Raw genomic sequence first — 18680 nt, 5'->3', positions numbered from 1 at the left:
TGATGGCATAAACGAATATAAAGGAGATGATACTAACGGAGATCCCATCTTTGAAGAAGGCATATATAGCGGATATGTAGATCTTGCAAATAGCTCTGTTGCAAATGGACTAAAAAGCCCTGGAAGCAAATTTAATGATGCTTTTAGAAACGGTGTAATGGACTTGACCTGCGAAAATGATAGCGATGAAGAAGATGTAAATAGCGGCTCTAGGTGTATAAACGCAGATAATGAAAATGGCGGTTTAGTAGCGATATTTTCTAGCATACTTTATAGAGTTGGTAGTAGCTTTGGCTATCAAGAAAATTTAGACCAAAGGCACTTAGATATCGCAAAAGTTGGCATACAATCAATCGACACGCTTAAGATTTCAAGTGATTTTAAAAATAAAAAAATTTCAGAACAGTATAAGCTAGCTTACACAGCCATTGCCATAGCACCAGCTGAGCAAAGTGCCGAGGATATACAAAGCGGCTCTTTTGACCTTAAAATTTACTACAACTATAGACCATGGCTAAATGAAAGTTTTAAAAAATTTAACTCAACATCTACAAAGGCTATCAAAGCCGAAAGTGCGACACTAGCTAAACACGTAACAAGATTTGTCTTTACAGAAAAAAATGGTGTCATCGCGCTAAAGCTTTGTCTTAAAGCAGAAAAATCAGAAATAACCATTTGCAAGTCAAAGGCGGTTTATTAATGAGAAAAGGATTTACGTTAATAGCAGCGATATTTTTTCTAGTTGTAGCAGCCTCTATCAGCACTCTTGCTCTTTCGATAGCTAGCACATCAGCTAGACAAAGCAGTGAAATTTATCTAAGAGAGCAAGCACAACTCGTTGCTCAAGCAGCAGCAGAGTATGCGATGTTTGAAATTTTTAGAACTGATTTCTCAAATAAATGCTTAGATAAAGTAAATGGAGAATTTAACGATATGTTCGACTTTAAAGTAAAAATAACTTACTTTGGCGATATCGGTATATGCACTCCACCGACCATCATGCCAGGGACAAACGGGGTCGCAAGTACTGGCAACATGATCTTTGATGTTTTTGTAACATCAAAAGATAAAAAAACGCCAAATCCTATAAATTTTCACAAACGAACTCTTCAGAAACTTTAAAATTTTATAAAGATTTTAGTTTAATTTGTTTTTAGTTTTAGCGTGTTATAATCATCTTACTTTCTATAAAGGAGATTACGATGAACATAAGCATTGTAGGAAAACAATTTGAGCTAACAGAGCCAATCAAAAACTATATCCAAGACGCTTTTGATACACTTGGCAAATACAATCTCGACATTATCTCTGCAAGATGTGTTGTAGCAGCCGATGAAAAACAAGGCAAGAAAGGTTTTAACGCAGAATTTTCTCTAAATATGGCACATAAAGACACCATAGTCGTTCGCCAAAAAGATAAAGACCTTTACGCTGCGATCGATCTTGCTATCGAAAAAGCATCAAAAGTTTTAAGAAGAGAGCATGATAAGAAATTTACTGTTAAAGGCAAGGCTGACGATAAAGAATTTCGCTCAAGAATAGGCGAAGAAAAGATCGAAGGCGTTGAAGAAATCGTGCCTATGGAGCTTGAAATTTATAAACCACTTGAAGTCGAAGAAGCACTTGAGAAACTAAAATCAAGTGATAAACAATTTTATGTATTTAACGATGTTGACGCAAAAATGCGTGTGATCTACAAAAGAACAGACGGAACTTTCGGTCTTTACTAAAAATAGGGGCAGCTTTGCCCCTAAAATTTATACCGACCCACTATAAATTTCTTCCTATAGTCCAAAACCCTACTTACAAAGACTGCTACGCCAGCAAAATGGCTTTAAATTTTTAAAAATATAATAGACATCCTTGCATAAGATAGATCTAGATACAAGAAGGCTTCCCTGTAAGCCATTTTTAGAAGATCTTGGCGAACTAAATTAGGTCACAACCGATGAATGGCAAGGCAAAGAATTACATGCCATAAAAAAGTGGGTGATTTTCTTAAAAATAATTTTAAGCATCTGGATGTGTAATTTTACTTTATAAGCTGGAAAAACGTAGATGAATGTGGCAAATAATACAACAAAGCAAACGAGCTAAGAATGCCTGATAACGTCAGAAATTTTTAAAGATAAAAGAGAGAGACAAAGTTCTCTTTTTGATTTTTAAAATATCAAATAGCTAAAACAAATGTAATCTATTTCTCTAAATTTTCACTAGTTTTTGGTCTAAAGGCCTTATTTATCTTTCTTATCCAAATGATTAGCGAGATAAATAAGATAAAGTAAAATACATAGCTAGCTACCGGCCAACTAGTATCATTGCAGTTTTCTTTTAGCGATATAATATTTCTAAACTCTTGAAGCATAGAAATTCTATATCCATAATATTTTACAGTAACGTTTTTATCGCTATTTGCAAAACCTTGAACCTTGGCTTGTACATCAGCTGAGTTAAATTTAAAATAAAACGGAAACCCCCATGCGGTATCTTCATTTCTATAAGCCATGACTTTATTTGGATTATTAGAATCTTTAGTATAGATAAGATAAATATCTCTAGTAAGGCCATCAGCTGGATTTTTATCATCGATAATGCCATCTTTGTCCATACGTTTGAGATCGCTACCTGTGATTTGTACATTTGCATAATGTGGAAATGAATAATCAACTACAAGAGCTAAAAAAGAGTGTAAGAGCACGATAAAAATAACGCAAATTCTTTTAAAAAATGTAATCATTTCTTTCCTTTTGAATTTGCGTTATTTTATGAAAAGATAGCTTAATAAAGGGGCAAAATGCCCCTTTAGTTTTAAGCTTTTTTATTAAGCATAAATTTTAGAAGTTGTGCGAGGAAGCTGATTCCACCGATTATTAAAATCGTATCGCCAATCATTCTTACCCATCTTAAATTTTGTAAGTGTGATTGTTGTAAAAGCTCAGCGCTTCTTGCATACCACATGCCATGCTCTAGGCTTGCAAATGCTTGATAAATTCCTATTGGAAGTAGCGAAAGCACGATCATTAACATAAGGCCTATATTTAAGCCCCAAAAGCCTACTTTCATAAGCTTCTCATCAAATTCTTGACCTTTGAATAGATAAGTAGCTACTAGCCAAACAAATCCAAGTGCCAAAAATCCATAAACACCAAATAGTGCTGCATGTCCGTGAACTGGAGTCGTATTTAGGCCTTGGATATAAAATAATGAAATCGGAGGATTGATTAAAAATCCAAATACACCAGCGCCTAGCATATTCCAGAAAGCAACTGCGATAAAGCAGTAAAGTGGCCATTTTAATGTCTTAGCCCAAGTTTGAGCAAACTGAAGTCTATAATGCTCATAAGCTTCAGCGCCAAGCAATACAAGAGGAACTACCTCAAGTGCTGAGAAGCTAGCGCCAACTGCCATTATAGGTGTTGTAGTGCCTGCAAAATATAAGTGGTGGAAAGTTCCTGGAATTCCGCCTACTAAGAAAAGTGATGCACTCGCAAGTGTTGAAAACGTAGCAAATCTCTTTGAAACAAGACCAAGACTAACAAATACAAAAGCAAGTGAAGCGGTAGCAAAGACTTCAAAAAAGCCTTCAACCCAAAGGTGCACAACCCACCAGCGCCAGTATTCCATCACTGGAAGTGGGCTTCTTTGGCCGTAAAATAATCCTGCTCCGTAAAATAATCCAACTGCAACGGCTGAAGCTGCAAAGATAGCAAGTAAATTTTTGTCACCTTTGTTCTTAAATCCGCCGATAAATCCGCGAAGTAAAAGTAGCATCCAAATGACAAGACCAACAAATAAAATAATTTGCCAAACACGTCCAAGCTCGATATATTCATATCCTTGATGTCCAAACCAGAAGCTTAAATTTATAGGCATAATATTTGCGATCGCTAAATACTCGCCAGCAAAACTGCCAACTACAAGGATTAGTAGTGCGTAAAATAATAAATCTACGCCAAGCTTTTGGAATTTTGGATCCTTACCGCCATTTATAATAGGTGCTAGAAAAAGACCACCTGCTAAAAATCCTGTCGCAATCCAGAAAATACTAGCCTGAATGTGCCATGTTCTAGCAAGTGAATAAGGAATATAAGCTGATAAATTTATACCGTAAAATTCTTGTCCTTCGACTGTATAGTGAGCTGTAAAGCCGCCTATTAAAATTTGGAATGCAAAAAGAGCCAAAGTCACAAAAAGATATTTTTTAAGAGCTTTTTGAGATGGAGTTAGGCTTAATTTACTAAGTGGATCTTCGCTAATAGCTTCTAATTTTTCATCATCTTTTTTACCATAAAAAGAGCTAAACCAAACAAGAAATCCAATACCAGCAATAAGTATTACAACGCTTGCGATTGACCAAAAGATATTTTCGCTTGTTGGTACATTATCGATTAGTGGCTCATGTGGCCAGTTGTTTGTGTATGTAGCATCGCTATTAGGTCTATTTGCTGCGGTTGCCCAGGCTGACCAGAAGAAAAAGTTATTAAGATCATCTCTATCAGAAGCATTTGGAAGAGTATTTTCTTTCATCGCATAAGCTTCTCTTAAAGATTTAAACTTAGGGTCATTTCCAAAAAGTGATGAATACTCTTGGCTTACTTGTTTCATAGCCTTTAATCTATCGCTACTAAGTACGATTTTATCGTCTTTTACGCCATTTTCTCGGTACTCTTTTTTAAGTAGAACTTTTAGATTTGCTTTTTGCTCATCATTTAAGTCAGCATATTTTGAGTGGTAAATTTCATCTGCTTTTAACTCTAAAAATATAACTAACTCTTTGTGAAGCCAGTCCGCACTCCAATCAGGCGCTTGATATGCACCGTGTCCCCAAACAGAGCCAACTTGCATACCTCCTATGCTTTGCCAGGCCTCTTGACCTTTATAGATGCTCTCTTTGTCGATAACGACATTGCCATTTTCATCTGTAAAATTTACAACTGGTGGCGAGCTTCTATAAACCTCAACGCCGTAGTAGCCTAAAATACTAAAGCAAATTACTAGTACTGCAACAAGTGCTAGCCAATACTTTTTGTATTCACGCATTGATTCTCCTTTTTTTAAAAATTTTAAGGCGAAGTTTATCTCATTTTAAAAAAGTGGCTAATGATATATGTCAATAAAAGATATATATTGTCTTAATAAAAATTTTAAAAAATTTATGAAATTGGCGGATTTTTACATAGAATTAACCTAAAAATTATTAATATACAACTTTATATTTTTAAAGTAAAGGAAAAAAATATGCAAAGAAATTTTTTTGCAAAAAATGGCTAAATTTAGCCTTGTTGCTTCACTTTTTATGGCTCTTAGCCTAAACGCAGCTGAGTCTGCTAGAAGCATAACAGATATGCAAGGCGTCAAAGTAGGCGTGCCTGAGAAGGTTGAAAAGATCGCTGCTCTTTGGCATGCAAACAACGAGATCATCCTAGCGCTTGGCGGTATGGATAAAGTTGTAGCCACAACCGATCAGATCAAGAAAAACAAGTGGTTCGCCCTCGTCTATCCAAGACTTAAAAATTTACCAGCCGCGCTTGATGGCAAAGACCTTCAGATCGAAGAGCTTGTTAAGCTTGCCCCTGATGTTGTCGTAGTCTCAAGCAAAAACTATCAAGACGAGCTTAGCAAAAACGGCTTTAGCGCTGTAAATTTGATCTTTAGAGACTATCCAGATATGGAAAAAAGTATCTACGCAACAGCTGAAGTGATCGGCACTGACAAGGCTAGAGCTATGGCTGATAAACTTACAAAAAATATCCAAGATAACACCAAATTTGTAACTGATAAGACAAAAGACATCCCTGATGCTAAACGTCCAAAAGTGCTTCACTTGCTTGGCGGAGCAAATTTATTAAAGGTTGATGGCACAAAAACTATCATAAACACTTGGATAAATTTAGCTGGCGGCAAAAACGCAGTCTCAAAAGAAGGCTCTATGATCGAGCTAACAGCTGAAGAGCTCATCAACGCAAACCCTGATATCATCATCGTTGGTGGCGCTGATACAGATGAGCAAATAAAAGCCATCAAAGAAAACCCTGCATATTCAGGCTCAAATGCTGTTAAAAACGGCAAAGTTTATGGCAACCCAAAAGGCGTTTTTGGCTGGGATAGATACGGCGCAGAGAGCGCTCTTCAAATTTTATGGGCAGCAAAGACTATCCAACCAGATCTATTTAAAGATATAGATGTAAAAGCTAAGACAAAAGAGTTTTACAAAGAATTCTTAAACCACGATCTTAGCGATACAGAGTATGGCTATATCCTAAAAGGTCTAAACCCAGACGGTAGCAAAAAATAATATATGAAAAACGCAAATTTTTCATTAGTTACCATTTTTTTAGCTCTGCTAACGCTTCTTTGCGCCTTTGTCGCACTTTGCGTTGGTAGGTTTTACATATCATTTGGCGATGTCTTTAGCGTGTTAGCTCACAGCGTTGGTCTAGGAGAGGGTGCAGCTAGCAACATCACAAACGTGATAGAAAATTTACGCATCCCTCGCATTATCGCAGCTATCCTCGTTGGAGCCGCTCTTAGCGTGAGTGGTGCAGCCTATCAAGGCGTCTTTAAAAACCAGCTAGTAAGCCCTGATCTTCTAGGCGTCTCAGCTGGTGCTTGCGTGGGAGCAGCAACTGCTATCATCTTTGATCTATCGCTATTTTGGATACAAATTTTTGCATTTGGCTTTGGCTTAGCAGCCGTTGCTATCACGCTAGCAATACCAAAGATGATGGGCCGCTCAAGCACGCTTATGCTAGTTCTTTCTGGTATCATCGTAAGCAGCCTTATGGGCTCAGTGATCGGCTTTTTAAAGTATGTCGCTGACCCTGAGACAAAGCTGCCCGATATCGTCTATTGGCAGCTTGGTAGCCTTGCAAAGCTTGATAGTGAAAATTTAAAATTTATAGCACCTGTGATGATCATCTGCGCCATTTTGCTAATCGCAATGAGCTGGCGTATAAATTTGCTCTCTCTTGGCGATGAGAGTGCGGCTAGACTTGGCGTAAATGTAGCTTTTGAGCGCTCTATTATCATCATCTGCGCCACGCTTCTTACGGCATGTAGCGTCTGCATAAGCGGCATAGTGGCCTGGGTGGGACTTCTCATGCCTCACTTAGCTCGTATGCTAGTTGGCGCAAATAACATAAGAAGCATGCCTGCAAGCATATTTATGGGTGCTATGTTTTTGCTTTTTGTTGATACCTTGGCTCGCAGTATAAGCGTGAGCGAAGTGCCTCTTGGCGTGCTTACTGGCTTTATCGGCACGGTATTTTTCGTCTGGGTCTTGTGGCGAAATAAAAAGGTTGCATGATGCTTGAAGTTAGAAATTTAAACTTTAGCTACCCAAATGGGGCTGGCAAACTAGAAAATGTAAATTTAAAGATAGGCGCAGGTGAGATTTTAACTATTCTTGGTCGAAATGGAGCTGGCAAATCAACCACTCTTGGGCTAATAAGCGGCTCACTAAAGCCAATTTCAGGAGAAATTTTTCTTGATGGCAAAAACGTAGATAGCCTAAGTAATAAAGACCGAGAAAAGATAATGGCCTACGTCGCTCAAAGCGAGGTAACTGAGTATGAATACACTGGGCTTGAGTTCATCACGATGGGACGTGCGGCACACCTTGGTATCTTTGCAAGACCTAGCAAAGAGGATGAAGAAATCGCTAAAATTTATACCAAAAAGCTTGAGATCGAGCACCTTGAAGAGAAATTTATCACTCAAATGAGTGGCGGTCAAAAGCAGATGTGTATGATTGCACGCGCGATGGCTGCGCAGCCAAAGATAATCATATTTGACGAGCCAACGAGTGCGCTTGATTTTGGCAACCAGTATAAATTTTTACGCACCGTTAAGTGGCTAAAAGAGCTTGGCTACTCAGTCGTGCTAACCACTCATAACCCTGATTTTGCCGTGCTTCTTGGCGGATATGTCGCACTTGTAAAAGGTGATGGCGAGGTTGGATTTGGCACAGTTAGCGAGATCATAAGAAGCGAAAATTTAAGCAAGCTTTACGGACTAAGCTTAAACGTAAGCTACATCGACGAAGTAAAAAGAGAGTGCTGTTTAACATATCCTCTTTAAATTTATACTCTCAAAAGAGAAATTCTTTTGAGAGCGCTTTTTTGTATTATTTTTCTTATTTAATACTGCCTTTGGAGTAAAAATGAAAAAAGTAGTTTTGATTTTATTTTTTGCATTGATAGCAAATGCGGCGAATAAATTTGATTGTTCTAAACGCTACTGCAAAGAGATGAAAAGTTGCGAAGAAGCATATCACTATCTAAGAAAATGCGGATGCAGTGGATTTGACCGTGATCGTGACGGCATACCATGCGAGAATGTATGCAAAGAACGCAGAGTAGAAAAATAATTTTATTAAAATTTACTCCGCTAAAATTTAAAGCCAACAAAATCAAAAATTTAGGTTAAGCCAAAAGCAACTAGGCATTATTTTTAGCAAGTGCCGCTACTCTCGCCTTTGCGGCCTGTGTGATATCATCCTCGTAGTCGTAGAAGTTAAATGTCGCTCCATGCTGGATAAAGCCGTTTAATATGTCGCCACTTTGGCGGTTTTTAAGATCAAGCTCGGCCACCTTAAAGCCGTCATTTGTCGCACAAAATTCTTTTAACCTAGCAGGTGTCTCTTTTAGCTTAGTAAACAAAAAACAGTATCCATCTCCGCCATTTCGCCCCACTCTACCGCGCAGCTGATGAAGTGTGGCAAGCCCTAATCGCTCAGCGCCCACTATGACGATGGTATTTAGCCTTGGTAGCGAGATCCCGACCTCAACAACGGTGGTTGAGAGCAAAATTTCACCCTCTTCTCTAAATCGCCTTAAAATTTCCTCTTTCTCTTTGTCCTTGCCATGTGTGACGAAGACATTTTTGAAATTCTTTAGCCAAAAGCCCTGTGCCTCGCTTAGACTTTGGTAGTTTGAGCTCTCGCTGATCTCAACTAGCGGATAGATGATAGCCACTTGAAAGCCGCCCTCAAGCTGCTTTTTGATGTGAGCGAGCAGGTAGCCAAACTCGCTAGCGCCTAAAATTTGGCTCGTTATATTTTTCTTAAACGGCATCTGCTTTAAAAAGCTAAAATTTACGATCTCAGACTGAATGAGGCTTAGCGTCCTTGGTATAGGTGTAGCTGAAAACTGCACGAAATTTGCTCGCTCATCCTCGTTTGAGGCAAGCTCCTCTATCTTTTTGCGCTGATTTGAGCCAAAGCGGTGCTGCTCATCGACCATGACAAGTGGCGAGTTTGGCAGCTCGTGAAAGAGCAGTGCATGCGTGCCGATGATAAAATTTACCCCGCTAAAGTCTATCTTTTTCTCCCCACTTCGCACTAGCATCACGTTCATAAAAGCAGGTAGCAACCTCTTTGCTTCGTTGTAAATTTGCTCGCTTAAGATGCTTGTTGGCGCCATCAAAATGGCACTTTGCGGATAGACGCTAAGCGCTGCTGCTAGGATCACAAGCGTCTTGCCACTTCCTACATCGCCCATTATGACGCGCCTTTTTGCCTGCACAGCGCTAAGGTCGTCTCTGATGTCATTTATGGCGTTTATCTGATCATTTGTCGGCGTAAATGGCAAGCCATTAAGCCAAGAGCTTATGTCAAAAAGCTTGATTTTAGGGCTTTTAAAGTAGGTTTTTTTCGCACTTAGCTTTTTTATGTAGTTAAAAATTTCTACAAATTTTAAGATTTCTAAGCCCTCGCCCTCGTTTTTTAGGCGGTATAAAATTTGCACGCTTTGCTCATCTAGCCTTTGTAGATCGGCTAAAAATTTAGCCTCTTTTTCGTTTAAGCCCTCAGACATTAAATTTTGCAAATTTAGATATTTTAAGATGAGTTTTTTTAGCTCCTCATCTTTTAGCTCGGTCTTAAATTTAGGCACGATCTGGCCTATTTTTGTGGTGATTTTTGGATTTACGATCTGCCACGAGCCAAAGGCGTAGGAGCAAAGCCCATATATCGCCATCTCTTTGCCCGTCTTAAAAGCGCCGTAGTGCCAAGACTTTGCGTTAAAAATGACGATCTTTACGCTACTTTGCCACTGCTCGCAAAAGGCAAGTGCCGTTAGCATGCCAGGGCGCGAGGCGAGTGAGGTGATCTTTACATTTATGCAGACCTGCCCTTCTCTTGGGCTCTTAGCGATCGTCGTATCCTCAAAGCCCTTTGGTAGCACGAGAGCAAGATCAAGCAGGCTAAGCACGCCTATTTTTAGAAGTTTTGCTCTGTCGCTTGCTTCAAATTTCATTTTTTAAGACGCAAAAACTTAGCTGATTGATCTCTGCGTGGGCTTTTATGAAGCTATTTAGCTCACTTAGCGAAAGGGCTGAAATTTTATCAAGGTCCTTTAAAAATGCCCCAAGCTCGCCATGCTCGTAAAACTCGCCCTGCGCGATGTCAAGGCGCTTAAATAGCGTCTCAAGCCTAAGCGGCAACGAGCCAAGTAAAAATTTCTTCGCCTGTTCAAGCTCGGCCTTGCTAACGCCTTTTTTACTAAATTTTAAAATTTCCTCTTTTATAACGGCGATAGCCTCATCTTTTTTCTCATTTTTAGTCTGCATGTAGCCGTATAGCTGGCTGTAAGAGAGATTTAGCAAATTTCTAGCGTAGGCGCTGTATGCAAGCCCTCTTTTCACGCGTATCTCCTCCATAAGCCTCGAGCCAAAGCCGCCCTCGCCTAAGATAAATGTCGCCACTGCGGCCTTGTATTTTTCTTCAGGCTTTACATCAAATGGCGCGCCAAAATAGATGTATGCCTGCTCGCTTTGCCTGATGATCTCGCTGCTTTCGCACTTGTCGCTTGGGCTAAAGCGCTCCAGTTTTCGCACTTTGCCAGGTTTTAGTATCTCTAAAACGCTAGCAAGCTCTTTTGTCTGCTTCTCGTCGATGTCGCCACCTAGCACGCAAAGCAAATTTGAAAGGTCTAAATGCTCGTTTAAAAACTTTCTCACATCTTCAAGCGTGATCGCTTTTACGCTCTTTTTAGTGCCGATACTTGGCTGAGCAAGCACGCTTTTTGGGTATAAAAGCTCAAAAAGCCCCTGCCTTGCCACGTAGTCAAAATCGTTTTCGTTTGCTGCGATCTCGCCAAGTGTGACGGTTTTGCACCTATTTAGAATTTCTTCTGTCAAATTTGGAGCGCTTATAAGCTCTTTTAGCTTGCCACACGCAAAGGCAAAGTGCTCTTTTAGGCAGTTTAGATCGATGCAAAATGTCTCAAAGCCACAGCTTGCATTTAGGCTGATCGCCCGCACCTCAAGCTCTTTAGCAAATTTAGCCGAGCCTAGCTTCATATCGCCCTCGTTTAGCAAATTTGCACTTAGCCTTGCAAGACCTGCTAGCTTGCCATTTTGCGAGCTACCAGCTGCTTTGAAAACAAGTCTGAGACTCACTACTGGCATAGCTTTTGAGCTTTCAAAAACGACTGGGATTTTTACATTTTTTACATTGATATCTAAAATTTTCATCTAAAATTTCTCCAAAATATCATAGTTTGTGTTACGCTTAGCTGGAATTTCTCCGACATCTTTTATAAGCTCGATCATCTGGTCTTGATTCATCCTAAAGCTAGCCCCTGCCGCCTTTACGACGTTTTCTTCCATCATGGTCGAGCCAAGGTCGTTTGCGCCAAAAAGAAGTGCTAGCTGGCCTACGTAGCTGCCCTGCGTGACCCAGCTGCTTTGGATATTTTTAAAGTTATCCAAAAAGAGCCTTGAGACTGCAAGAAGTCTTAGATAGACATTTGAGCTTTGCTTTTTGATCTTAGGGAATTCTTGCATAAGCTTTGTATTTAGCCCTTGAAAACTCCAAAGTATAAAGGCTCTAAATCCAGCCGTTTCATCTTGTAAATTTCTGATGTGCTCCCAGTGCTCCACGATCTCACGTATGCTCTCAACCGTACCAAACATCATCGTAGCAGTCGTTTTCATGCCAAGCTCGTGCGCCTCTTTGTGTATGCGAAGCCAGTCTGCGGTGTCGCACTTTTTAGGGGCGATGATGTCACGAACGCGGTCGCTTAAAATCTCTGCTCCAGCCCCTGGCATCGAGTATAAGCCCTTTTCGTTTAGGCGCCTTAAGACCTCTTTTGTAGAAATTTTTGAAACTCTTGCGATGTAGTCGATCTCAACGGCTGAAAAACCATGTATCGTGATACTTGGATAGTGCTTGCTGATGTAGCCAACAAGCTCCTCGTACCACTCTATCTTTAGCTTTGGATGAACGCCACCTTGAAATAAAATTTGCGTGCCGCCAATGGCGATAAGCTCCTCGATCTTCTTGCCGATCTCCTCAAAACTTAGCACGTAAGCGTCTTCTTCTTTTGCGTGGCGATAAAATGCGCAAAATTTACAATCCACCCAACAAACGTTTGTATAGTTGATGTTGCGATCTACGATGAAAGTCGTTATATTATCTGGATGAAGCTCTTTTTTTCTAGCTAGCGCCATCTTGCCAAGCTCGTGAAGTGGAGCATTTTCTATAAGATCGATGGCTTCATTTACACTAAGTCTTTTCAAATTTAACCTTTTATTTTGCTTATTTTTTGGCGAAAGTTTAGCCAAAAATGCTTTTAAATATGATAAATCAAGCGTTATGAAAAATTAATTTTTAAAGGCTAAAATGTGAGAAATTCTTTAAAGGAGCGAGTTATGAAAAAGATAGTATTTGCCGTTATTTGCGGACTATTTTTAGTTGGTTGTGCTAAAAATGAGCCAAAGCCAGCAAGCCACGAAGGTTGCGGTTGTCCTCATCATCAAAAAATGATGCAAGAAAATATGCCAAGCTGCCCATATCATGGCATGCAAGGAGCGATGCATGAGCAAATGCCAGCAGGCTGCCCAGCTCACGCAAAATAGCATAAAGTGCCAAATGGCACTTTTATTTTAATATCACCTTGTCACCTTTGGTGCCAAGAACTGTCACCTTCTCTCCATTAGCTAAATTTCCATCATATTTCCAAAGTGTGCCTTTGAAATAGACCATATTTTCTCTGATCTCGCCAACTCCGGCTTCGTCTAAAAATTCCTCGTTAAAGTTCTCTTTTCTAGACATAAATTTACTCTTTAACGGCGCTTTTAAAAGCACAAGAAGTACAATCGCAATTGCTGCTGTAATTAAAATTTGATAGCTCCAAGCAAAACTAAAACCAAAATTTATAGCTCCAACTACGATAAAAGCTATGCCAAAAAATAGCAAATAAAACGAGAAAAAGATAAACTCGGTGATGCACAAAACCACACCGATTGCTATCATTATAAAAGGGCTGATCACGCCTTATCCTTAGCTAGGAAATTTTTCAAAACGCTAAGTGAACCAATAAGCTCAGTCGCCTCATAAGGGACTAAAATTTTATCTTTTGAGCTATTTTTAGCTAGCTCGCTAAATGCCCCGACTCTATCGCGAGCGAGCAAAAATTCTGCTGCATTTGCGTTTTTGCTCATACTATCATTTATCATATCCATAGCCTCTTTTTGAGCCGTTGCGATAGCGATTTGTTCGTATTTTTTCGCATCAGCCATACGCTCGATCGCCTCTGCTTGAAGTACTTTTTCTTGTTTTAGTGCTTCGGCATTGCGTATTAGTGCCTCTTTTTCAGCCAGGGCTTTTAGCTCGATCGCACGTTTTTCACGCTCAGCTTTCATCTGCATATTCATCGCCTCTTCGATGCCAAGTGGGACAGAAATTTCAGAAATTTCTACACGCATGATCTTTACGCCCCAGTTGCCAGCAGCGTCGCCAAGAGCCACTTGAAGTGCGGCATTTAGGCGGTCACGTGAGCTTAGTGTATCATCAAGATTCATCGCGCCTATCTCACCACGAAGTGTTGTCATGGCTAAATTTGCAATGGCACGCTTGTAGTTATCTACGTTATAAACTGCCATTTTTGCATCAAATACCTTTAAAAAGACGATGCCATCGACGCTTATATTAACGTTATCTTTTGTGATGACTTGCTGTTTTGTAATATCTACTAGCTGCTCTTTTACGGTGATTATCGCTCTTATTTGATCGACAAATGGTATGATTATGTGAAATCCGCCATCAAGCACTTTGTGAAATTTGCCAAGTCGCTCAATGAGTAGATTATCAGCTTGTGAGACAATCTTGATACCAGCCTTTAAAAACAAGAACGCAAAGATAACCAGAACTACGACTAAAACGCCAAATGCTTCGATTTGCATTTTTACTCCTTTAATTTATAATTTGTTATTTTCTTAAGTATTATAATACATTTTAAATTTTATTTTCAAAAAGGATTAGCATGAAAAATTTTATATTTGCACTAAGTGCGGCTCTACTTTTGGCAGGTTGTGCCTCATCTAGCCAAAATGCAAACGTCCCACAAGGCAAATGTGAAGTAAAAAGTAGCTGCGAAGCTCCAATTAGCAGCATCGAGGGCACTTATAAAGCATTTTTACCTTGCGCTAGCTGCATGGGGGTTGATTCACGCTTAACATTAAAAAAAGATGGTACATTTGAAAGCGTGATGGACTATAAGTCAAAAGACAACTACAAAGCCGTTAGCAAAGGCAAATACTCAATCGAAAATGGTGTGATAACAACGATTGATGAGTATAAAGAAAAGAGCTTTTATAAAATAGAGGGCGAGAACCTAAAAATGCTAGATATGGATCAAAAAGAGGTCACTGGCGAGCTAAAAGATAAATACATCTTTAAACGCGTAAAATAAATTTTAAAGGCAAAATGATATAATTTCGCAATTTTTAAGGAGTTGCAAATGAAATATCTTTTTGCCATACTTATCTCATTTTTCATCCTTGGCTGCGCAAAAAATGAAAATTTAGAGCCAAATCAAAACACACAAAATACAGTAAAAGAAGACAAGCCGCTAGTTCAAGTAAATACACCCAAAAAGCCAGAAAAGCTAATACTTCCAAACTCAATTTATAGTAGTTTTCACACTATTTTGCCTTGCCCAAACTGCGAAGGCATAAAAACTATCATCACGTTAAATAAAGACAAAACCTATACAAAAACAATGCTTACTATGGATAAAGAAGTAAGCTTGGTTGAAAAAAATGGCACATTTGATGTTGATGATAGTGCTATCATTTTAAAAGATGAAAATGGCAATCTTAGCTACTTTGCACCAAATAAAAATTCCCTTCTTCAGCTTGATGACAAGAAAAATAAGCGAGTTGGCGTGCTAGCTCAAATTTATAATTTCGAGCCGGTAAATAAAGCTTACAAAGATAGTTTTTTTGCTAAATTTTATAAATTTAAAAACAAAGATAACTTTTTAGACATTGTAATCGTACCAAGCAAAAATGGTGCGAAAATAAGTTTTTATTCATCATTAAAAAATGGCTCGCCACTTTGCGAGTTTAGCTCTGAGCTACTTTACGACAAAGGAATTTTTTACCTTTTAGATGAAAAAGGCATTGCTCTAAGCATACACAGGATAAATAATGCAATTTTTCTAGTAGCAAATGACAAAATTTGTAAAAATGCTCACATAAGTGGACGATATAAAAAAGATAAAGATCAAAAAAATCTCTTTGGCAAAGGCTTTTTTGCAGAGCTGACAAACGAATCAGCAAATAGAGATGTGATAAAAATTTATGGCTCAAAAAACATAAAACGGGATAACACAAAAAAAGAAAACAGCCACATCGTAACAAACAAAAATGAAAGAATTTTTGAATACACCTTGCTAAATGGCATTATCACAAGCATTGAAATTTACTCAAGCGAGTTTAAAACTCCAGAAAATATCAGCCTTAAATCAAATTTCAAAGATATAAAAAATTCTCTTGTTATTTCTAAATTTAGTAGTGACAAAAACAATATCTATCTAAAAATAGATAGCCACGATATGTTAATCACACTAAAAAATCCACTTGTCAAAGAGATAACAAGCCTAAACGATATCCCAGATGAAACAAAGATAGAGCAAATAACGCTAATGTGGAATCAATAAGTTGAAAGAATATCTTAAACTTTTAAAAGAAGAGAAAAATTTTCGCCTCTTAAGCATCATTCAGCTTATATGCTATTTTGGCGTATGGTTTTCGCACACAGGTATTTTTACCCTTCTTATCAAGCTTGACGCTCCTGTTTGGGCAATTACGCTAAGTGCAGCGATGGCATTTATCCCAGGTGTTGTCATAGCTCCATTTAGTGGAATTTTAGTTGATAAATTTAGCCCAAAACCAATGCTTGTCATCATGATGGCAGTTGAGACGATAAGCGTTTTCATGCTTCTTTTTATAGACTCACTTGATTTTTTATGGCTACTTTTACTTATTATTTTTGTTAGAAATGGCACTGGCGGAATGTATTTTCAAGTAGAGATGAGCGTACTGCCAAAAATTTTAAGCAAAGAAAATCTCAAACTCGCAAATGAGATCCACTCTATCATCTGGGCAGTCTCATACACCGCTGGCATGGGGCTAGCGGGAGTTTATATACACTTTTTTGGTATTAAAAGCGCCTTTTTGCTTGATGGCATACTATACATTCTTAGCTTTGGATTTTTATATTTTTTAAATTTACAAGGTCTAAAGCCAGAATTTATAGAAAAACCACTAAAAATGCTAAAAAATGGCCTTGTTTATTTAAAAGAAAACAGACTCATCGTGCACCTTATATTTTTGCACGCCTTTGTTGGCATTACTGCTTATGACGCATTGATAGCACTTTTAGCTGATTACAAATATGCAAATTTACTCTCGACATCACTAATTATAGGACTATTAAATACTTCAAGATCCATTTCACTTATGTTTGCTCCAGCCATACTTAGTAAATTTATAAATAAAAATACGCTTATTTTCGTATATATCGGTCAAGGCCTTGGTATCATCATTTGGGCTTTATCGCTTTGGAATTTTTATCTATCACTTATTGGCATTATCTTCGCTGGATTTTGCACATCAAGTCTTTGGAGCTACACTTATACAATGCTTCAGCAAAACTGCAAAAAAGAATTTTATGGCCGAGTGATTGCATATAACGATATGGTTTTTCTTGGCTTTAGCGCTCTTATTTCATTTATCATTGGTCTGCTTTATGATATTGGACTTAGCGTTGAGATGATTGCAAGTTTTATGGGAAGCCTCTTTTTTGTAGGGGCTTTTTACTATCACATAGTATTAAAAAGCTACAAAATAAGGTAATTGATTTTAAATTAAGTCGCCTAAGCTCAAAAGGCGACTTGGTAAATTTTTATTTTTTTAGATAGTAGGTAGTTCCATTTGAAAAGCGCTTTTCATAAGCTGGAGTGTAAGGCACAAGATCAGCGTGCCCAGCGTAAAGCCTACCATCTGGCTTAAGCAATTTATGAAGTCTCTCAACACATTTTAATCTAAAATCATCATCAAAATAGATCATCATATTTCTTGAAAGTACGATATCAAATTTTCCTAGATTAAAAATAGCATCATCAAAAACATTTAAAATTTTAAACTCACACCTTGGTAAGTTTTCTTTTTTTATCTTAAATTTATCATCGACTTTTGTAAAAAATCTCTCTTTTTGAAAATCGCTTAACCTATGCAAGCTCCTCTCACTAAAAATGCCGTTTTGACAGCTTGCTATGGCTTCTGAGTTTATATCTATACCTACGATTGAAATTTCATGCTGTTTAAATCCCATCTCATAAGCAAGCATTGCGAGAGAATATGACTCATCTCCAGTAGAGCAAGGAGCACACAAAATTCTAGCTCCTCCAAGCTCCTTTGCGTAATATATCACATCTTTAAGTTGAGGCAACTCTCTATAAAAATAAGTCTCATTTACAGTTACTAGATTTAAAATGTCTTGTCGTAAGCTTGAGTTATATCTTATCATTGAAACAAGATCTTTAAAGCTTTTTATCTGGCGATCCCTAATAAAAATAGTAATTCGCTGCAACGTAATATCTCTTTTTGGCTCCAGATCAACTCCGCAAAGAGTTTTGATAACATTCATAAATTCATTAAAACTATCCATATCTTGTGAAGTATTTGTTTGCATTGTTTTTGTATCTTTTGCGTCATTAGTTAATAGCATTTAAAAAATCCTCCAGCTCTTTTTTTATCATAGTTAGATTTAATGATTTTAAGCTTTGATTTAGCTCTTTTGCACGTTTTGGCATACCATAAACTATCGCACTCTCTTCATTTTCAGCTATACATTTTGCTCCAGCCTTATAAAGCTTATCAAGCCCAGATGCACCATCATCTCCGATGCCAGTTAGTAAGATAGCTAAGACATTTGCGCTTTTACAAATTCCAACTCCAGATTTAAACAACACATCAACATTTGGCGTATATATAGTTTTTTCTTCTGTATTTGGTTTTGCACTGATTGGTAAATTTGGTGATACCACTACATTTTGTTCACAGACGTATACGGTATTTTCTTTTAAAATTTTCCTCTCATTTAAAATTTCAACATCTAAGCCACACTCTTTTCCGATTTGCATAGCGAAAGAGTTTATAAACATTTTATTCATGTGCTGGGCTATCACGATGATAGCTCCATTTAGTTTTACGTTTTTTAGTAACTTTTTTAAATGCCCAGGCCCGCCAGTAGATGCCCCTATTAATATTAATTTTTGTGCCACAAATAGCCTTTAAAATTTTAATTTAATATTTAGCTTACGCCACTTTTTGTATATCGTCAATATCCCTGCCACTCTTTATATGCCTTGCTAATTTTTAAGCAAATT

20 protein-coding genes are annotated in these 18680 nt (G+C 38.0%); 11 read left to right on the top strand and 9 right to left on the bottom strand.

Annotated features, from left to right (window positions below):
• Positions 1–157: 157 nt before the first annotated feature.
• The 3 genes from G5B98_RS09390 (at position 158) to hpf (ending at position 1730) form a co-directional block, all read left to right on the top strand.
• Complete coding sequence (locus tag G5B98_RS09390; RefSeq protein ID WP_232524614.1) at positions 158–700, top strand: hypothetical protein; 543 nt, start codon at positions 158–160, stop codon at positions 698–700.
• The gene (locus tag G5B98_RS02965) at positions 700–1122 is read left to right on the top strand and encodes a hypothetical protein (RefSeq protein ID WP_072594818.1); all 423 of its coding nucleotides are present in this window, start codon (positions 700–702) and stop codon (positions 1120–1122) included. Before G5B98_RS09390 ends, G5B98_RS02965 begins: the two co-directional genes overlap by 1 nt.
• A gap of 80 nt (positions 1123–1202) precedes the next feature.
• Positions 1203–1730, top strand: a complete 528-nt coding sequence (hpf, locus tag G5B98_RS02960) for a ribosome hibernation-promoting factor, HPF/YfiA family (protein WP_021090930.1) — start codon at positions 1203–1205, stop codon at positions 1728–1730.
• Between the two features lie 464 nt (positions 1731–2194).
• Here the strand turns inward: hpf and G5B98_RS02955 are convergent, their stop codons facing one another.
• A complete protein-coding gene (locus G5B98_RS02955; RefSeq protein ID WP_196087132.1) occupies positions 2195–2737 on the bottom strand; it encodes a DUF1523 family protein in 543 nt (180 codons plus the stop codon).
• Positions 2738–2808: 71 nt separating this feature from the next.
• The gene (locus G5B98_RS02950; protein ID WP_021090748.1) at positions 2809–5040 is read right to left on the bottom strand and encodes a nitric-oxide reductase large subunit; all 2232 of its coding nucleotides are present in this window, start codon (positions 5038–5040) and stop codon (positions 2809–2811) included.
• Positions 5041–5263: 223 nt separating this feature from the next.
• Here G5B98_RS02950 and G5B98_RS02945 point away from each other — a divergent pair, with 223 nt between their 5' ends.
• The 4 genes from G5B98_RS02945 to G5B98_RS02930 all read left to right on the top strand — a co-directional run bounded on the left by G5B98_RS02945 (position 5264) and on the right by G5B98_RS02930 (position 8368).
• Entirely contained in the window at positions 5264–6295 is a 1032-nt protein-coding gene (locus G5B98_RS02945; protein WP_196087341.1) for an ABC transporter substrate-binding protein, read from the top strand.
• Between the two features lie 3 nt (positions 6296–6298).
• Positions 6299–7306, top strand: coding sequence for a FecCD family ABC transporter permease (locus G5B98_RS02940; RefSeq protein ID WP_196087131.1), 1008 nt, complete (start codon positions 6299–6301; stop codon positions 7304–7306).
• The gene (locus tag G5B98_RS02935; RefSeq protein WP_196087130.1) at positions 7306–8079 is read left to right on the top strand and encodes an ABC transporter ATP-binding protein; all 774 of its coding nucleotides are present in this window, start codon (positions 7306–7308) and stop codon (positions 8077–8079) included. Before G5B98_RS02940 ends, G5B98_RS02935 begins: the two co-directional genes overlap by 1 nt.
• 82 nt (positions 8080–8161) lie before the next feature.
• Positions 8162–8368 (top strand): excalibur calcium-binding domain-containing protein, encoded by a 207-nt coding sequence (locus G5B98_RS02930; RefSeq protein WP_196087129.1) that lies wholly within the window; start codon positions 8162–8164, stop codon positions 8366–8368.
• A gap of 70 nt (positions 8369–8438) precedes the next feature.
• On the opposite strand, the gene recG is transcribed toward G5B98_RS02930, so the two are convergent.
• The 3 genes from recG to G5B98_RS02915 are packed head-to-tail and all read right to left on the bottom strand — an operon-like array spanning position 8439 to position 12522.
• Complete coding sequence (gene recG / locus G5B98_RS02925; protein WP_196087128.1) at positions 8439–10256, bottom strand: ATP-dependent DNA helicase RecG; 1818 nt, start codon at positions 10254–10256, stop codon at positions 8439–8441.
• Positions 10246–11475: a M16 family metallopeptidase gene (locus G5B98_RS02920; protein ID WP_196087127.1), complete on the bottom strand. Its 1230-nt coding sequence runs from the start codon at positions 11473–11475 to the stop codon at positions 10246–10248. Before G5B98_RS02920 ends, recG begins: the two co-directional genes overlap by 11 nt.
• Positions 11476–12522 (bottom strand): dehypoxanthine futalosine cyclase, encoded by a 1047-nt coding sequence (locus tag G5B98_RS02915; protein WP_196087126.1) that lies wholly within the window; start codon positions 12520–12522, stop codon positions 11476–11478.
• Positions 12523–12654: 132 nt separating this feature from the next.
• On the opposite strand from G5B98_RS02915, the gene G5B98_RS02910 reads away from it, so the two are divergent.
• Positions 12655–12861 carry a hypothetical protein gene (locus tag G5B98_RS02910; protein ID WP_107686600.1) on the top strand — a complete coding sequence of 69 codons (207 nt, stop codon included), beginning with the start codon at positions 12655–12657 and terminating at the stop codon, positions 12859–12861.
• 22 nt (positions 12862–12883) lie between these two features.
• Here the strand turns inward: G5B98_RS02910 and G5B98_RS02905 are convergent, their stop codons facing one another.
• Positions 12884–13276 (bottom strand): NfeD family protein, encoded by a 393-nt coding sequence (locus G5B98_RS02905; protein WP_196087125.1) that lies wholly within the window; start codon positions 13274–13276, stop codon positions 12884–12886.
• Positions 13273–14187: an SPFH domain-containing protein gene (locus G5B98_RS02900; RefSeq protein WP_054196349.1), complete on the bottom strand. Its 915-nt coding sequence runs from the start codon at positions 14185–14187 to the stop codon at positions 13273–13275. Before G5B98_RS02900 ends, G5B98_RS02905 begins: the two co-directional genes overlap by 4 nt.
• An 80-nt stretch (positions 14188–14267) precedes the next feature.
• On the opposite strand from G5B98_RS02900, the gene G5B98_RS02895 reads away from it, so the two are divergent.
• Genes G5B98_RS02895 through G5B98_RS02885 form a run of 3 tightly spaced genes read left to right on the top strand, consistent with a single transcriptional unit; the run spans position 14268 to position 17145 of the window.
• On the top strand, positions 14268–14696 hold the full coding sequence (locus G5B98_RS02895; RefSeq protein WP_087584760.1) for a copper resistance protein NlpE: 429 nt from the start codon (positions 14268–14270) through the stop codon (positions 14694–14696).
• 48 nt (positions 14697–14744) lie between these two features.
• Entirely contained in the window at positions 14745–15947 is a 1203-nt protein-coding gene (locus tag G5B98_RS02890; RefSeq protein WP_196087124.1) for a copper resistance protein NlpE, read from the top strand.
• A gap of 1 nt (position 15948) precedes the next feature.
• Positions 15949–17145: an MFS transporter gene (locus G5B98_RS02885; RefSeq protein WP_196087123.1), complete on the top strand. Its 1197-nt coding sequence runs from the start codon at positions 15949–15951 to the stop codon at positions 17143–17145.
• A 49-nt stretch (positions 17146–17194) separates the two neighbouring features.
• Here the strand turns inward: G5B98_RS02885 and G5B98_RS02880 are convergent, their stop codons facing one another.
• Both G5B98_RS02880 and G5B98_RS02875 read right to left on the bottom strand, forming a co-directional pair.
• On the bottom strand, positions 17195–18019 hold the full coding sequence (locus tag G5B98_RS02880; protein WP_081004427.1) for a CheR family methyltransferase: 825 nt from the start codon (positions 18017–18019) through the stop codon (positions 17195–17197).
• Positions 18006–18575 carry a CheB methylesterase domain-containing protein gene (locus tag G5B98_RS02875; protein WP_021090732.1) on the bottom strand — a complete coding sequence of 190 codons (570 nt, stop codon included), beginning with the start codon at positions 18573–18575 and terminating at the stop codon, positions 18006–18008. Before G5B98_RS02875 ends, G5B98_RS02880 begins: the two co-directional genes overlap by 14 nt.
• Positions 18576–18680: the final 105 nt, after the last annotated feature.

Origin of the sequence: Campylobacter concisus, from assembly GCF_015679985.1 — a bacterium.
GTDB lineage: Bacteria > Campylobacterota > Campylobacteria > Campylobacterales > Campylobacteraceae > Campylobacter_A > Campylobacter_A concisus_AC.
Note: the sequence above shows the minus strand (reverse complement) of the source record. Positions and strands in the feature narration are given on the sequence as shown.

Excerpts from the sequence above, each read along its gene's own strand:
- G5B98_RS02940 (WP_196087131.1), top strand. The coding sequence starts at position 6,299 with ATGAAAAACGCAAATTTTTCATTAGTTACCATTTTTTTAGCTCTGCTA.
- hpf (WP_021090930.1), top strand. The coding sequence starts at position 1,203 with ATGAACATAAGCATTGTAGGAAAACAATTTGAGCTAACAGAGCCAATC.
- G5B98_RS02935 (WP_196087130.1), top strand. The coding sequence starts at position 7,306 with ATGCTTGAAGTTAGAAATTTAAACTTTAGCTACCCAAATGGGGCTGGC.
- G5B98_RS02900 (WP_054196349.1), bottom strand. The coding sequence starts at position 14,187 with ATGCAAATCGAAGCATTTGGCGTTTTAGTCGTAGTTCTGGTTATCTTT.
- G5B98_RS02965 (WP_072594818.1), top strand. The coding sequence starts at position 700 with ATGAGAAAAGGATTTACGTTAATAGCAGCGATATTTTTTCTAGTTGTA.
- G5B98_RS02930 (WP_196087129.1), top strand. The coding sequence starts at position 8,162 with ATGAAAAAAGTAGTTTTGATTTTATTTTTTGCATTGATAGCAAATGCG.
- G5B98_RS02945 (WP_196087341.1), top strand. The coding sequence starts at position 5,264 with ATGGCTAAATTTAGCCTTGTTGCTTCACTTTTTATGGCTCTTAGCCTA.
- G5B98_RS09390 (WP_232524614.1), top strand. The coding sequence starts at position 158 with ATGGACTTGACCTGCGAAAATGATAGCGATGAAGAAGATGTAAATAGC.
- G5B98_RS02950 (WP_021090748.1), bottom strand. The coding sequence starts at position 5,040 with ATGCGTGAATACAAAAAGTATTGGCTAGCACTTGTTGCAGTACTAGTA.
- G5B98_RS02895 (WP_087584760.1), top strand. The coding sequence starts at position 14,268 with ATGAAAAATTTTATATTTGCACTAAGTGCGGCTCTACTTTTGGCAGGT.
- recG (WP_196087128.1), bottom strand. The coding sequence starts at position 10,256 with ATGAAATTTGAAGCAAGCGACAGAGCAAAACTTCTAAAAATAGGCGTG.
- G5B98_RS02920 (WP_196087127.1), bottom strand. The coding sequence starts at position 11,475 with ATGAAAATTTTAGATATCAATGTAAAAAATGTAAAAATCCCAGTCGTT.
- G5B98_RS02880 (WP_081004427.1), bottom strand. The coding sequence starts at position 18,019 with ATGCTATTAACTAATGACGCAAAAGATACAAAAACAATGCAAACAAAT.
- G5B98_RS02890 (WP_196087124.1), top strand. The coding sequence starts at position 14,745 with ATGAAATATCTTTTTGCCATACTTATCTCATTTTTCATCCTTGGCTGC.
- G5B98_RS02955 (WP_196087132.1), bottom strand. The coding sequence starts at position 2,737 with ATGATTACATTTTTTAAAAGAATTTGCGTTATTTTTATCGTGCTCTTA.
- G5B98_RS02910 (WP_107686600.1), top strand. The coding sequence starts at position 12,655 with ATGAAAAAGATAGTATTTGCCGTTATTTGCGGACTATTTTTAGTTGGT.